This window comes from Candidatus Limnocylindria bacterium (assembly GCA_036523395.1).
Taxonomy (GTDB): domain Bacteria; phylum Chloroflexota; class Limnocylindria; order P2-11E; family P2-11E; genus CF-39.
The window spans coordinates 1-13943 of the sequence record DATDEH010000032.1 but is presented as its reverse complement, the minus strand read 5'-3'; the positions used below and the strand labels follow the sequence as shown (position 1 = coordinate 13943).

Here is a 13943-nt window from a genome sequence, read left to right as displayed (position 1 = left end):
CTCAGTCCTGCCCCAGCTCGTCTATCGGTGCGCGCGGTCGCTGGAAACGGCTGCCGTCGTCGGCGGACGCGCGGACCCGCTTCTCGTGCTCCTGCTGCTCCTCATCGACCTCCAGCTCTTCCTCGAGCAGCTGGCGGCGATACATGCTCGCGTACAGCCGACCGAGCTCGAGCAGCTTGTGGTGCGTGCCGCGCTCGGCGATGCGGCCCTCGTCCAGCACGAGGATCTCGTCGGCATCCTTCACCGTCGAGATGCGGTGCGCGACGACGATGCTGGTGCGCTCGCGCATGACGCCGCGCAGCCGCTTGAGGATCTCCGCCTCGGTGTAGGTGTCCACGGCGGAGAGGGCGTCGTCCAGGATGAGGATGCGCGGGTCCTTCGCGACGGCGCGCGCGATCGCGGTGCGCTGCTTCTGACCGCCGGACAGCGTCACCCCGCGCTCGCCGATCATCGTGTCGTACTGGGCCGGGAAGTCCGCCACGTCCTTCCCGAGCTGCGAGATCTCGCCGGCCCACTCGAGCTCGGCTGGTGTGAGCGGACGGTCCGTCCCGAAGCCGACGTTCTCGCGGAGCGGGACGGAGAAGAGGAACGTCTCCTGCGGGACATAGCCGACGGCGCGCCGCAGCGCGGCGAGCGGATAACGCTTCACGTCGATGCCGTCGATGAGGATCTCGCCCTGCTGCGCGTCGAAGAGGCGGGGCAAGAGGTTCACGAGCGTGCTCTTTCCGGATCCGGTCGGGCCCACGATGGCGAGCGAACCGCCGGCCGGTACCGAGAAGGAGATGTCGCGCAGCACGATCGTCTGCCCGTAGGCGAACGAGATGCCACGCATCTCGACCGCGCCCTTGATCGGGATGTCGACCGGATCGACGGGGTCCGTCACCGACGCGCGCGCGTCGTAGACGGCTTGCAGTCGCCGCAGCGATGCCCAGCCCTGCTGGATCAGGTTGACGACCTCGCCCAAGGCGATCATCGGCCAGGAGATGAGCTGTAGGTACGCGAGGAACTGCACGAGCTGACCGATCGTGAGGCGGTGCTCGATCGCGTCCTGGCCGCCGATGTACAGGATCGCCAGGACCGCGCCGCCCAGGATGAAGTTCATCATCGGCCAGAGCAGGCCGTTCACCTTTGCGAGCGCCACGGCCTTGTCGAGGTAATCCCGGTTCACGACCGCGAACGAGCGGATCTCCGGCTCCTCCTGCGAGAACGCCTTCACCACGCGGATGCCGGAGAAGTTCTCCTGCGCCTTCGCCGAGAGATCCCCGAACTGGGCCTGCAGCTGCTCGAAGCGCTTGTTCACGCGGCGCCCCACCGTCCAGAACGTGTACGAGGAGAACGGAGTCAGGACGAGCGCGACGAGCGCGAGCTTCGTGTCGACGCCGAACATCGAGACGAACGTGAACACCAGCGTGAGCAGCGTGTTGGTGAGCATCAGGATCCCGAAGCCCACCATCTGGCGGACGGCCTGAAGGTCGTTCGTAAGGCGCGCCATGAGGTCGCCGATCCGTTGGTGCTGGAAGTACGCGAGATGCATGGTCTGGAGGTGCGCGAGCAGGTCGTTGCGCATCCGGTACTCGATGCGCCGCGAGGCATCGAGGATCCGCCAGCGTCCAAAGCCTCGGAGCGTGCTCTCGATCGCCGACAGGACGACCATGAGCGCGGCGAGACGCACCACGAGCTCCAGGTCGTCTCCCTGCGTGAGGGCGTCAACGATCCGGCCGATGAGCAGCGGCGCGAGCACCGCGACGAACGAGGCGACACCGACGATCGCGACGCCTATGGCGATACGGAGCTTGTGTTGTCCGAGGTAGTGCAGGAAGGTGGCGCGCGGGGACGTCACTTGAGACTTGATTTTAGCCGGACCGTACGACCTCCAAGCCACACACCGAACACGATGACCGCAGCGAGTACGAAGACCGGAGCGACGCCCCACACGTCGGCGATCGGGCCGACGAAGATGAGCGGCAAGAGACTGAAGATCGAGACGAGGACGTTGAGCACGCCGAAGACGCGGCCGCGGATGTCGTCGCGGAGCTGTTCCTGGAGCAAGGTCATCGCCGGCACGGTGATGAACGCGTACGCCAGGCCGAAGAAGAGTGCGGTCACGCTGATCATGCCGATGAACAGCGGTAGCGCCTCACCGAGCACGCCGCCCAGACGTGAGGTGAACACGTCGGCGAACGGTCGCGCCGCGGCGAGGGCGAGAAGGGCCAGGCCGACGACCAGCAGGCCGGTGCCGATGGCGTTCGCACGGCTGATGCGGCTACCGACGATGTTCAGCAGACCAAGTCCAAGGACCACCCCGATCCCGGCCGGCGCCACGAGCACCACCACGTTCCGCTCGCCGAGCTTCAGTACCTCGCGCACGAAGCCCGGCCCGAGCGCGCCAGCCACCGCGATCAGCGTGTACGTGAGCGCGATGTAGACCATGGCCCACGTGACGAGGGGCGTCGCGCGCAGGTAATGGAACGCCTCCGAGATCCCCTGGCGCGTCTCGGTGAAAGCGCGCTCGGCCAATTCCGCGCTGATGAGGTGCGCGGCCTTTTGCGGCGGCGGTGACGGCGGCAGCATCGCGCACAGGAGCGATGAGATGCCGAACATCGCCGCGATCACGCTCCACAGGAAGTCGAATCCATAGAGGCTCACCGCGATCGGCGCGAGGATGACGAACCCGAGCAGGAACGAGCCGTTGAACGTGAACGTGAAGAGCGAGTTCGCGACCAGGAGATCGCGCCTGCGCACGATCCCGGGTATCGTCGCCGACTCGGCGGGCACGAAGAAGATCGTCACCGCCGCAACGAGGAAGTTCACGATGTACGCGGTGGTCAAGCTGGTCCCGGCAAAGAGCAGCGGCAGCACCGCGACCCCGCGAAGCGCGTTCGTCAAGACCAGGACGAACCTCCGGTCGGTGCGGTCCACGAGCACGCCCGCACCGATCCCGAACAGCACCGCGGGAATGATCGCGAGAAGGATCAGGAACGACGATGAGCTATTCGAATGCGTGAGCTCCGCGACGAGGATGATCAGCGCGGAGGTGACCGCGTTCGCGGCCGTCTGCGACAGGATCTGCGCCGCCCAGACGGCGAGGAATGCGCGATTGCGGAGGAGGCCGACATGAACGGCCTCCTGGACCTCGGCCAATGGTCGGGCTTAGTCCGTCGGGGCCAGTGGCCCGCGCGAAACGAACCGCTTGATGTCGCGCTCCACCGACGAGCGGGGCACGAGCACGCGGTGCTCGCAGGTCGTGCAGCGCAGGCCGATGTCGGCACCGAGGCGGACGATGCGCCAGGTGTCGCCGCCACAGGGATGCGGCTTGCGCAGGGTGACGACGTCGTCGAGATACAACGGAAGCGGTCCCTTTGACCTCGCGGGCACGACGCGCATCTCGGTCATTCGCGCGAGTCTAGCCGCGGAAGTTATCGATGCGGTGTCGCAAGCGCCGGCAGGTCGAGCGCCGACTCCTTGCTGACGTCGAACCGCGTTCCCTTGTAGATGAGCTCGAACTGGCCGATGATGCCGCCGGTCCGCGTCATCGCGACGTACATCACCTCAGGCGACCCGATCGCGCGCACCCGCCACGGACCGCGGATCGCGACAGAGTCGACGGTGAGCGCCCGATCCGCTGTCGCGCCGAACCAGCTTCGCGGTCCGACCCGAACGGTGTTGACGGCGATCGCTTCGGCGCCCGCGTTCCGCAGCTCGTTCACGAGATCCGACAGCGCCCGCTCGTCGAACGTGCCTTCGACACGGACCGTGATCCCGGCCCCGCTCGCGGCGCTCATCCCCGCGAACACGCGGAGCTGGCTGAGCTGGCGCTCGGCCTCCGTGAGCGATCCCTTTCCGCTCGCGATCGCTTCGCGCGCCGTATCCGTGCGATGGCGCAGATCGAGGATCTCGTCCTTGATCGCGTTGTTGCGCTCGGAGAGGTTCGCGATGAGCGTCGTGAGTGATGAGGGCGTCTCGAGTTGCAGGCTGCGCGAGTACACATCCTGCGCGGCGATCTGCGTGACCGCGAGCACGCCGAGGAACAGGGCAACGACGGTGACGGAGATGACGCCGGCGTTCGACCTCATCGCGGCGTCGCAAACCGCACGTTGAGCGCGCCGCGGTACGGCGGGATGTGCAGCCCGGTCGCGCGGCTTACGCGGAAGCCGAGCCCGTAGATGTCGCGCCGCTGCTTGATGTCCCGGAGCTGCGTTGGGTCGTCGTACGTTGCGAGCAGCTCGTTCTGCGGTCCGATGACAAGCACCTTGAACGGCGGCGACATCAGCGTGCCATTCACCATGATCGTGGACCCGACGCAGTAGATGCTCGACGAACCCACGATCCGTTCGTCGTTGATGGCGATCGCCTCGGCGCCGCCGCGCCACGCCTGATTGACGATGTCCGTGAGATCGGTGTTGTGACAGATCGACTTCTCTACATCCTTGGCCGCTGCCGCGCCGCGCGCGTCATCCAGGATGATCTCGACGCCATCTCCGAGGCGCTCGTTCATTCCAGCGACCGTCTTCAGATCGTCGATTCGCGCCTGTATGTCCTTCGCGGCGCCGCTCTGCGTCGATGCGCTCGTCTGGATCTGGTCGAGCTCGGCGCGTAGGTCGGCGAGCTGGAGCTTCAGGGCGTTCTGCTCGTTCTGCAGCGTCTTCGCGGCGTCGAGCAGCGGCGTGTTGTAGCGGACCGTCAGCTCGTTCCGCTCCGACTGCGTGCGCCACTGCACGCTGACGAGCAGGCCAAAGAGCACCGCTGGAAGGAGGAGCACAAGCGAGTGCGCGAGGCGGGTGCGATCGGCGGCGGGCGGTGTCGTCACGTGAAAAGTGTCACACACCTATCAGCGGGTTCCGGCCGAACCGCCGGTCCCCCACGGGGGTGATGCCCCCAGCGTGCCCTGCCGCCAGATTCATCACGGGGTGTTGGGATGAACTTGATCGCGTTGCGCACCGAGCGTCCGTCCGCTGGTTCGGACGAATGCTCCATGTGCAACGCGCCGCACCCCAAGAGCGAAGGGCCCGCGAGCCCTGCCAAGCAGCGCACCGATCTGCTTCCCTGGGCGGTCGTCGCGACCGCCGCGGTGGTCATCACCGCGATGGGCGCAGGTGCCGAGCGCTGGTTCGGTATCGGCGCGGTGAGCGGACTCCTCGCCGGTATCGCGTGCGCGTGGGTCAGCTTCCAGGCCGCTCGCCGCAACCGCGGCGCAGCCCACGTCCGGGAGCTGACCTCGCTGGCGGAGGACGCCGACTCGCGCGTCCAAAGCGTGATCAAACAGTTCGAATGGGCCGTCAGCGACGTCGTGAAGCTGAGGCGCGACGCCGAGCGCGCGCAAGGCGCGGCCGACGCCCTCATGGAGCGTTCGCGGGAGCGGGAGCGGTACGTCAAGAAGCTGGAACGACAGGTCTTCGAGCTACGCGAGCAGGTCGCGCACTCCCCGCAGCCGGTGACGCCGTCGTCGCCGGACGCTCTGTTCGACGGACCGGACCCCAGTCACGTCCCGTTCCGCTGGGCACTGCACACGGATGGGACCAAGGCGACTCTCGAGCTTGAGACCGGCGTCACGCTGCATCGACCGTCACGCGTGCGCATCGTCGACCGCGACGGTCAGGTCACCGGCGTGAGCGGCGTGCCCGTTCTCCTCGCGGACGGCGGCTATGGCTTCACCGTGGAGGAGCCGCCGATCGATCTCCTGACCGACCTCGACGCGCGCCGTGAGCCGAACTACCTCATCGAGGCGCTCGTGCAGTACGAATGGAAGCCGACGCGGCTCGAGGACTCCGGTCGCCGTACGCGGATCGTCGCCGACAACCAGGGTCGTTTCTATCGGGTGGCCGACGCCGCCGACGCGGCCCAGGTCTTCGCCTCTCGGCCGCCCCGCGCGAACCTCAACTGACCGGGAATTCCACCCCCTCCCAAGCGCGTTGTGCCAGCGATGGCAGACGCGCGCCCGAAGAGCTTCAACGAGCGGGTGATCGATGACTTCCGCGCGCATCAGGGTCAGATCACGAGCGGGCCGTTCGCCGGCCGCTCGCTTCTGCTCCTCACGACGAAGGGCGCGAAGACCGGCGACGACCGCACCAGTCCGCTCGCCTACTCGCGCGACGGCGACCGCTTGGTGATCATCGCGTCGAAGGGCGGTGCTCCGGCGCACCCCGCCTGGTATCACAACCTGCGCACGCATCCGGATGTGACCGTCGAGATCGGCCCCGAGAAGTTCCGCGCCCGAGCCTTGGTGGCGGGTGAACCCGAGCGTCGACGGCTTTACGACCAGCATGCCGCGAAGATGCCGGCATTCGCCGACTACGAGAAGAAGACGACGCGGAAGATCCCTGTCGTCGTGCTACAGCAGCTCTAGCGCGGACTGAGGGGCTGGCCGGAATCGAACCGGCGACGCCCGCCTTAGGACGGCGGCGCTCTGTCCACTGAGCTACAGCCCCGAATGCGGCTGCGCCGCAGTCGGGGCAGACACAGCCCCAAGCGGCACATCCGCGCAACGGATGACCAAATCGTAACGAGTCGCGGATGCTTCCATGACACACTGAGGTCGACCCTTACGGCGTGTTCGCAAACGCGCGGGAGCAAGGGTGCTGCCCAAGCTGAAGCGAGGTACGCCATCAATCCGACCTTCGTCTGGATCACCGCCCGAGATGGAAGCATCCACGCGACGCGCCCGCCGATCATCGCCGATGGACAGGTGATGCTTTGCGGGCACTCCTACGACCGGCGCGATCTTCGTATCCGGATCCAAGCCGCGGTCGGGCTCGCTCCCGCCGGCGCTTGCCCCGCATGCGGCGAGCTCGTCGCGGCAGCTCTCGGTGAGACCGAAGCGCCGGCGCGCGCGGAACGCGAACGAAAGCCGCCGTTGTGGCCGTGACGCAGCTGGCCGACGAAGAGGCGACCCGTGTCCTCAATGGGTTCCAGCGCGATGCGCGCGCGATGCTCGAGCAGCTGCTCCCGACGCTGCGGCACCGTGGCCTTTATCCCGAGGCATCCGTGGATGGCTGGGGCGATTCGCGCGGAGGACGTGGCACCGCATCCACGGTCGTCATGACCTCACCGAAATGGCTGAAGCCGACCGATCGGACCAAGCAGCTCGCACGACTGCGTCTCGAGCTCAGTGACTCGAATGACTGGAGCGTCGTCGTTTCCGTCGTCGCGCGGCCCGATCAGCGATACGCATGGCCGCCGGCTGCCGCTACCGAGTGGTGGGCGGAACTGCGCGAGAGCGTGCGCGCGCAGATCATGGAGTATCACGACACGAAGGCTGACCCACCCGAGCCGAAGATCGAGCCACCCGACACGAAGGACGATCCGCTCGCCTAGGGCGCGTCTTCCAATACAATCGGCCCATCCCAGCGGGGTGTAGCGCAGCTTGGTAGCGCGCAGCGTTCGGGACGCTGAGGTCCCGGGTTCGAGTCCCGGCACCCCGACCGCGGCGTTCCGCCCGCTAATCTGCGGGCCGTGAGTTTCGACTGGTCTCTCGACGTCGCGATCGCGCCGGCGGGCGCGACGGCGAAGATCGCAGCCGCGATCAATCGCCCCAAAAAGCGAGCCTTCGGCGTGCTGAAGACCGAGAGCGAATTCGTCGGCTTCATACGCGACGACACGTTCGAGATCTGGGAGCGGCAGGGCCGTGCGATACACGGCGTCGGAACGATCCGCGGTCGCCGTGGCGGCTCGCGGGTGGAAGTGCGGCTCGTGCTGCCGCGGATCAGGAAGATCGTGATCGGCGTCTTCTTCGTGCTCTACGCGCTCGTCGCGGTGGGGATCGCGACGCAGCCCCCCGCAGCGGGTGTCAGCGTCGAGGAGCTCGCGATCGCGATCGGCGGCGCGGTCCTGCTGGCTGCGATCTTCCGGGCGGGCGCGGGCCGTCAGCGCGCGGACCTTGAGCGATTCCTCGAGCAGACATTCAGCGAGGTGCCGCGGCTCTAGCGGAAGCTCGCTCCAAAGATCGCTGTCGCCGGCCCGTACGCGAGCCACGGCACCAGCCACAGCACGCCCATCGACGCGACCTGGATGACCAGGAACGGGTACATGCCGGTGAAGATCTCGTTCAGCGTGATCATCTTGGACGCGACGCCCCGGAGGTAGTACGCGGACATCGCGACCGGCGGTGAGAGGAACGATGTCTGCTGGTTGAGCGCCGCCATGATGCCGAAGAAGAATGCGTCGGTGGAGATGTTGTCCGGGTATTGCTGGTGGTACGTCGCGAGCAGCGGCAGGAAGAGCGGCATGAAGATGATCGTGATCTCGGTCCACTCGAGCGGCCAGCCGAGGACGAAGATGATGATCTGAACGGTCCAGAAGAAGACCTCGGGCGACAGCTTCAGGCCGTAGATGAAATCGCCGATGATCGCCGCTCCACCGAGGCGGGCGAAGACTGCCGCGAAGATGCTCGACCCGACGAGGAGCCAGCCGACCATCGACGCGGTCCGCACGGTGAGGAAGACCGACTCGCGGATCATCGAGAAGCTGAGGCGGCGGTGCGCCGCAGCGAGGATGATCCCGCCGAGTGCGCCGAGGGCCGCGCCCTCCGACGGCGTTGCCAGTCCGAAGAAGATCGCGCCGAGCACGAAGAGGATCAGCGACACGATCGGCACGAACCCGCGAAGGACCAGTCGGATCTTGTCCTGACCAGTCAGCTGCTCGCGCTGCTCTTTGGTGAGCATCGGCGCGTCCTGCGGACGGAGCTTGGAGCGAACCACGATGTACCCGAGGTACAGAGCGGACAGCATGAAGCCGGGCAGGAACGCGCCCGCGTAGAGGCGCGGCACCGATACACCCGCGACGAACCCATAGAGGATCAGCAGCACGCTCGGCGGAATGAGGATCCCGAGCGTGCCCGACGCCGTGACGGCGCCGGCCGCGAATTGCTTGTTGTATCCAGCCTTGAGCATCGCGGGGAAGGCGAGGAGCCCGAGCAGCGTCACCGCCGCGCCGACGATCCCTGTCGCCGTCGCGAAGATCGTGCCGGTCGCGAGCGTGGCGACCGCGAGCGATCCGGGGAGCCAGCCGAACATGACATTGACCGCATGGAACAGCTCGTCGAGGATCCCGGCTCTTTCGATGATGTAGCCCATGAACAGGAAGAGCGGGATCGCGACGAGCACGTCGTTCTGCATCACGAAGAACACGCGCTGGACCGCGAGATCGAAGACGAGGAACCCCAGACCGAGGAAACCGAACGTGATGCCCAGGGCCATGAGCGTGAACGCCGTTGGGAAACCGATCATGATCGCCAGGACCATCAGCGCGATCATGGCCAGGCCGAGCTGTTCTGGACTCATCGTCTAGACCTCGCTCTGCTGAGCCAGGATCGTCTCGGTCTCTTCGACATCGGCGAGGCGCGGCGGCCACACGCCGGTCCGCAGCGCGATGAACGCGCGGATGGTCTCCGCGACGCCCTGGATCGCCATGAGCAGCGCGGCGATCGGGATGACGGTCTTCAGTGGGTACAGCGGCGGCGCGGCGGCGGACGTGAAGGCGCGCTCGTGGATCGACCACGAATATGCGGCCCACTGCGCGCCGACGGACACCATCGCGAGGATCCCCGGGAAGAACGCGAAGATGTACAGGAAGAGGTCCACCTTCGCCTGCGTCTTCACCGACCACTTCCGATAGAAGATGTCGCCGCGCACGTGTTGCGCGCGCGAGAGCGCGTAGGCGCCGCCGATCATGAACAACGTCGCGTAGAGGTAATAGGACATGTCGTACGAGTAGTTGTAGGTGAACCAGATCGAGCGGATGAACTCACCGAACGGCCCCGTCGCGAGCGGCTTCGAGAGATACCGCATGAGGACGTCGTAGCTGATGAGGATGGTGCTCAGGAGCACCAGCCACGAGATCGTCTTTCCGCTCCATTGACTAAAGCGGTCGATCCGGAACAGCCAGGTCTGCATCCCCACTCCTAAGTTCGTCTTACATGCCACGGGGCCCTGGGTTTCCCCAGGACCCCGTGGGGATCGTTGCGATGGCTCGAGCTATCGCTACACCTTTGGTCGTGCGGCGTACGACACCGGGTCGGGCGTGCGGATGTTGATCGTGTCGGCCCACGGGAAGATACGCTCCGCCCACGCCCGCTGCGACTTGAGGATCGCGACGAATTCCGGGTTGTCCTTCGACTCGGCGGCGACCACCGATTCCCAGGCCTTGAGCTGGTTGTCGCGCACCGACTGCGGCGCCACGATGAACTTGATCCCACGCGCGAGCAGCTTCGCGTAGTCGTCGGAGTTCTTGAACAACTGCAGCCACTCGCCGTCCGCGGAGGCGGCGACCGTCGACCACCGCATGATCGATTGCAGGTCTTTCGGCATCGACTCGTACTTCGTCTTGTTCAGTGTGAGCTCGAGGATCTCGCTCGGCTGGTGGTACGACTGCGTCATGAGGATCTTGCGGACGTCGGGCAGGCCGTATGCCGTGTCCGACGTCGTGTTGTTGAACTCGGCGGCATCGATCACACCGCGGTCGAGCGACGACGCGACCTCCGCGCCCGCGACCGAGATGACGCTCGCACCGGCGAACTGGTAGATGCCGGTCGCGAGACCGACGGTGCGGAACTTCATTCCCTTGAAGTCATCGGGGCCCTTGATCTCGTCCTTGAACCAACCCAGCGGCTGGTTCTGCATCGGCATGTGGAAGAAGGACTTCACGTTGAGCTTGAGCTTGCCCTGGACAAGCTGCTCGTACAGGGCCTGGCCGCCGCCGTAGTAATACCAGGAGAGCCACATCTGCCCGCTCATGCCCATCATCGGTCCGGTGCCCATGAGGCTCACCGCGTGGTCTTTGCCGTAGTAGTAGGCCGGCACGTGGTGCGCGCCATCGAGCGTGCCCGCGTGCACGGCGTCGATCGCGCCGGCCGTGTTGGTGAGCGTGTTGACCGGCAGCGCGTCGATCTTGATCCGGCCGCCAGACATCTCCTCCACGCTGGCCTTCCAGTTGAGGAACATCGTCTGGAAGATGTCGTTGCCGGCCCAGCCGGACTGGATCTTCCACGTGATCGTTTCGGCGCGGGACACGACCTCCGTGGCCGCGCTCGAAGCGGTCGGCGCGGCGGTCGTCGTGGTCGGTGCGTTCTGTGATAGGCACGACGTCACAAAAGCCGCAAGACCCGAGAGCGATCCGTACTTGAGGAACCCGCGGCGCGAGAACTTCGAAAGAAGACTCACAGCGTTGTCCACCTCCTAGCCATTGCCCCTCCGGCGGGCACATTCGATTCTCGTCGATTCCACCTGTCAAGTGACGGGTTTCGTCAGGCGCGAATCAGCGGCCGCTCACCACCTATACGTCAGCGAGAGCGAAGGGGCTCACAGGTCGCTTGGAGGCGGGTGGGGCGGCTTTCTAGCGGAAGGACGCCGCGACCTTGAGCGCGTCCTCACGCGAGACCTGGGCCTCGAGACGGAACGTCACGCCGTCCTGCTCCCAGATGAGCGTGTTGCCGGCGAGGCGAAGAGTCTCGGTCGAGATGTTGCCCGACGCGTCTCGATAGAAGAACAGGTGCGGCGCGCCTTCGAGCCACAGGCCGCGGCCGCCGTTGACGCTGAGGCTTTCGATCTTCGTGTCCGGGCCCACGCCCTTTCCGCCGATGAGGTTCTCATCGAACGTGCCGCGGAACTCCACGACAAGCACGCTGACGCCGGGCTCGTGCGAGGTCGGGATGCCGGCGCGCTGCCCGTAGACGAGCGAGATCCGTTGGCGCGCGCCCGACGCGTCTGTGCCGTCGCGATAGACCTCGTCAGGGGCACCCAGGCGCGGATCGCTCGGCACCCCTACCGGGAAGCCCGCGCGAGCGCGAGCGTCTGCGAGCGTCGTGAGCGCACCGAGGCCGGAGCGCGGTGGCGGAATCACAGCGGGTGTGGCGACCGCTGGCACGCGGAAGATTTCGATCCCCCACGCGTGCAGGAAGTCGCTCGCCGCGGCCCGTGCGCCGGGGACGGCGAGAGCGATGACCAGCGCGAACACCGCGAGAGTCGCAAGGACCGGAGCGAATGCGTAGCGCGGCGAGCGAAGTGCGTCCCACCAGGGCCGCCCGGTACGCGGCTCGCGCAGACGTGCGCGGACACCATCGGCCAGCCGCGTCGGACGCGGATATGCGAGGCGCTCGCCGAGCTCGGCAAGCGTCGCGTCGAGCTCCTGCTCGGACATCCGCTCACGCGTCATGCAGCTGGTCTCCTTCCATCGCGGCGCGCAGCCGCGCGATCGCACGCGAGAGGCGCGACTTCACGGTACCGCGCGCCACGCCGAGCGCTTCGGCCATCTCGACCTCGGAGAGGTCGAAGAAGTAGCGGTACGCGATCACGAGCCGGTCCTCCTCGCGCATCTTCCGCAGCGCGTCGAGCACGACCTCACGTCGCTCGCGAGCGAGGGCCGACGCCTCGGGTGACAGGGCCGTGTCGCCCGAGGCGCGGTCCTCGACGACGCTGAGTCCGACCGTCGGTCGGCGGCCGGCCGCCTTGCGGCGGTTGATGGCCTCGTTCGCGACGATCCGAAGCAGCCAGGGGCGGAATGGCGCGCCAGACCGAAAGCGGTCGAGCGCGTAGTAGGCCTTCACGAAGGCGTCCTGCGCGACGTCCTCGGCATCGGCCGCCGTTCCGGTGATGACGTAGGCGGTGCGCGCCGCAATAGCCTGGTAGCGGGTCACGAGCTCGCCGTAGGCGTCGTGATCGCCGTTCCTCGAGCGTTCCACCAGTACGGCATCCTCCGTCGGCCGGCCCTCCACGGAGTCGGTTCTTGACCTCTTTACACCGCCCACGGCGCCCGGTTCCCTAACCTGGACCTAGACCCTGACGAGGTCCTGCAGCACCCGGTAGCGCGCGGACACGTCCGCCGGGGTGGCCGCCTCGATACCGTCGACGCTGAAGCTTTCGACCGCGAACGAGGCGCACACGGTGCCGTGGAGCGTCGCGCGGCGCAGGGCACGGTCGTCGATCGACCCGGACTCCGCGAGATGACCCAGGAAGCCGCCGGCGAAGCTGTCTCCCGCCCCGGTCGGATCGATGACCTCGTCGAACGGGAACGCCGGCGACCAGAACGAGAACGCACGCGTGAACAGCACCGAGCCGTACTCGCCGCGCTTCACCACGACCGCGCGCGGCCCGAGGGCGAGGATCTCGCGCGCGGCCTTCGGGACACTGACGGTATCGCAGAGCTGCCGGGCTTCGGATTCGTTGACGCTCACGATGTCGACGTGCGAGATGACCTCGAGCAGCGCCTCGCGCTTGTGGTCGATCCAGTAGTTCATCGTGTCGAGCGCGATTGCCTTTGGCGCGCGGACGCTGCGCAGCGTCGCGAGCTGGATCTCGGGGTCGATGTTCGCGAGGAACACGAACTCACTGTCCGCGAAAGCTTCGGGCACCTTCGGCTGCCAGCCGGCGAAGACGCCGAGGTCGGTGTTGATCGTCTCGGCCGTATTCATCGCGTAGTCGTACCGACCGAGCCAGCGGAACGATCCGCCCGGCCGACGCTCGAGGCCGGCGAGGTCGATGCCGCGTCCGCGCAGGCGCTGAACGTCCGCCTCGCGGAAGTCGTCACCTATGACGCCGACCAGGCGCACCGGCGCGTACAGCCCCGCAGCGATCGCGAAGTAGGACGCCGCCCCGCCAAGCACGTTGGTGCGACGCTCCGCGGGCGTTTGGACGTCGTCGTACGCAAGAGAGCCGACGACGAGGATGTTCGTCACTGCGCCGGCGCCATGAGCACGCCGAGGAACGTGAGCAGCGCGTAGCTCACGGCGACACCCAGCGCGAGCCAGTCGAGCTCGGTCATCCTCTCCTCCACCGCGGGACCCGGGCGCGAGCGCCAGTATCCGTTGAGCGCGTGCTGTCCGTAGAGGATGAGCGCGGTGCCGGCCGCGAGCTCGATCGCGTCCAGTGCGACGAACATCGGGTCCGTCGAGTAATGCGTGAACGTGAGCCACCATATCCCGGTGCCGATCGCGGCCGTCAGCGCGTCGACGCCGT

Annotated in this window: 16 protein-coding genes and 2 tRNA genes; 5 read left to right on the top strand and 13 right to left on the bottom strand. The window is 66.8% G+C overall.

Annotated features, from left to right (window positions below; genetic code table 11):
- Position 1: 1 nt before the first annotated feature.
- The 5 genes from VI056_03645 to VI056_03625 are packed head-to-tail and all read right to left on the bottom strand — an operon-like array spanning position 2 to position 4807.
- Positions 2 to 1840 (bottom strand): ABC transporter ATP-binding protein, encoded by a 1839-nt coding sequence (locus VI056_03645; protein ID HEY6202113.1) that lies wholly within the window; start codon positions 1838 to 1840, stop codon positions 2 to 4.
- The gene (locus tag VI056_03640) at positions 1837 to 3141 is read right to left on the bottom strand and encodes an MFS transporter (protein HEY6202112.1); all 1305 of its coding nucleotides are present in this window, start codon (positions 3139 to 3141) and stop codon (positions 1837 to 1839) included. Before VI056_03640 ends, VI056_03645 begins: the two co-directional genes overlap by 4 nt.
- A 9-nt stretch (positions 3142 to 3150) precedes the next feature.
- Positions 3151 to 3393, bottom strand: coding sequence for a DUF951 domain-containing protein (locus VI056_03635; protein ID HEY6202111.1), 243 nt, complete (start codon positions 3391 to 3393; stop codon positions 3151 to 3153).
- 23 nt (positions 3394 to 3416) lie between these two features.
- Positions 3417 to 4073 carry a DUF881 domain-containing protein gene (locus tag VI056_03630; GenBank protein ID HEY6202110.1) on the bottom strand — a complete coding sequence of 219 codons (657 nt, stop codon included), beginning with the start codon at positions 4071 to 4073 and terminating at the stop codon, positions 3417 to 3419.
- Positions 4070 to 4807: a DUF881 domain-containing protein gene (locus VI056_03625; protein ID HEY6202109.1), complete on the bottom strand. Its 738-nt coding sequence runs from the start codon at positions 4805 to 4807 to the stop codon at positions 4070 to 4072. The genes VI056_03630 and VI056_03625 overlap by 4 nt, the downstream gene beginning before the upstream one ends.
- Positions 4808 to 4915: 108 nt before the next feature.
- On the opposite strand from VI056_03625, the gene VI056_03620 reads away from it, so the two are divergent.
- Together VI056_03620 and VI056_03615 are read left to right on the top strand one after the other, a co-directional pair.
- Complete coding sequence (locus VI056_03620; GenBank protein HEY6202108.1) at positions 4916 to 5881, top strand: hypothetical protein; 966 nt, start codon at positions 4916 to 4918, stop codon at positions 5879 to 5881.
- A gap of 39 nt (positions 5882 to 5920) precedes the next feature.
- On the top strand, positions 5921 to 6343 hold the full coding sequence (locus VI056_03615; protein HEY6202107.1) for a nitroreductase family deazaflavin-dependent oxidoreductase: 423 nt from the start codon (positions 5921 to 5923) through the stop codon (positions 6341 to 6343).
- A gap of 9 nt (positions 6344 to 6352) precedes the next feature.
- Here VI056_03615 and VI056_03610 read toward each other — a convergent pair.
- Positions 6353 to 6425: transfer RNA gene (locus tag VI056_03610), tRNA-Arg, on the bottom strand.
- A 427-nt stretch (positions 6426 to 6852) separates the two neighbouring features.
- On the opposite strand from VI056_03610, the gene VI056_03605 reads away from it, so the two are divergent.
- The 3 genes from VI056_03605 (at position 6853) to VI056_03595 (ending at position 7920) form a co-directional block, all read left to right on the top strand.
- Positions 6853 to 7311 carry a hypothetical protein gene (locus tag VI056_03605; protein HEY6202106.1) on the top strand — a complete coding sequence of 153 codons (459 nt, stop codon included), beginning with the start codon at positions 6853 to 6855 and terminating at the stop codon, positions 7309 to 7311.
- A gap of 33 nt (positions 7312 to 7344) precedes the next feature.
- Positions 7345 to 7418, top strand: a tRNA-Pro gene (locus VI056_03600).
- 31 nt (positions 7419 to 7449) lie between these two features.
- A complete protein-coding gene (locus tag VI056_03595) occupies positions 7450 to 7920 on the top strand; it encodes a hypothetical protein (GenBank protein ID HEY6202105.1) in 471 nt (156 codons plus the stop codon).
- Here VI056_03595 and VI056_03590 read toward each other — a convergent pair.
- The 7 genes from VI056_03590 to VI056_03560 all read right to left on the bottom strand — a co-directional run.
- Complete coding sequence (locus tag VI056_03590; GenBank protein ID HEY6202104.1) at positions 7917 to 9275, bottom strand: TRAP transporter large permease subunit; 1359 nt, start codon at positions 9273 to 9275, stop codon at positions 7917 to 7919. The two genes, VI056_03595 and VI056_03590, sit on opposite strands and share 4 nt — an antisense overlap.
- Positions 9276 to 9278: 3 nt before the next feature.
- Positions 9279 to 9887: a TRAP transporter small permease subunit gene (locus tag VI056_03585; protein ID HEY6202103.1), complete on the bottom strand. Its 609-nt coding sequence runs from the start codon at positions 9885 to 9887 to the stop codon at positions 9279 to 9281.
- An 87-nt stretch (positions 9888 to 9974) separates the two neighbouring features.
- The gene (locus VI056_03580; GenBank protein ID HEY6202102.1) at positions 9975 to 11153 is read right to left on the bottom strand and encodes a TRAP transporter substrate-binding protein; all 1179 of its coding nucleotides are present in this window, start codon (positions 11151 to 11153) and stop codon (positions 9975 to 9977) included.
- A 172-nt stretch (positions 11154 to 11325) separates the two neighbouring features.
- Positions 11326 to 12144 (bottom strand): hypothetical protein, encoded by an 819-nt coding sequence (locus VI056_03575; GenBank protein ID HEY6202101.1) that lies wholly within the window; start codon positions 12142 to 12144, stop codon positions 11326 to 11328.
- Positions 12134 to 12670: a sigma-70 family RNA polymerase sigma factor gene (locus VI056_03570; GenBank protein ID HEY6202100.1), complete on the bottom strand. Its 537-nt coding sequence runs from the start codon at positions 12668 to 12670 to the stop codon at positions 12134 to 12136. The genes VI056_03575 and VI056_03570 overlap by 11 nt, the downstream gene beginning before the upstream one ends.
- A gap of 90 nt (positions 12671 to 12760) precedes the next feature.
- Complete coding sequence (locus tag VI056_03565) at positions 12761 to 13663, bottom strand: PfkB family carbohydrate kinase (GenBank protein HEY6202099.1); 903 nt, start codon at positions 13661 to 13663, stop codon at positions 12761 to 12763.
- Positions 13660 to 13943 (bottom strand): hypothetical protein (locus VI056_03560; GenBank protein ID HEY6202098.1); only part of this gene is annotated, 284 nt, incomplete at its 5' end. The genes VI056_03565 and VI056_03560, both read right to left, overlap by 4 nt.

Excerpts from the sequence above, each read along its gene's own strand:
- VI056_03635 (HEY6202111.1), bottom strand. The coding sequence starts at position 3,393 with ATGACCGAGATGCGCGTCGTGCCCGCGAGGTCAAAGGGACCGCTTCCG.
- VI056_03575 (HEY6202101.1), bottom strand. The coding sequence starts at position 12,144 with ATGACGCGTGAGCGGATGTCCGAGCAGGAGCTCGACGCGACGCTTGCC.
- VI056_03620 (HEY6202108.1), top strand. The coding sequence starts at position 4,916 with ATGAACTTGATCGCGTTGCGCACCGAGCGTCCGTCCGCTGGTTCGGAC.
- VI056_03615 (HEY6202107.1), top strand. The coding sequence starts at position 5,921 with ATGGCAGACGCGCGCCCGAAGAGCTTCAACGAGCGGGTGATCGATGAC.
- VI056_03630 (HEY6202110.1), bottom strand. The coding sequence starts at position 4,073 with ATGAGGTCGAACGCCGGCGTCATCTCCGTCACCGTCGTTGCCCTGTTC.
- VI056_03590 (HEY6202104.1), bottom strand. The coding sequence starts at position 9,275 with ATGAGTCCAGAACAGCTCGGCCTGGCCATGATCGCGCTGATGGTCCTG.
- VI056_03585 (HEY6202103.1), bottom strand. The coding sequence starts at position 9,887 with ATGCAGACCTGGCTGTTCCGGATCGACCGCTTTAGTCAATGGAGCGGA.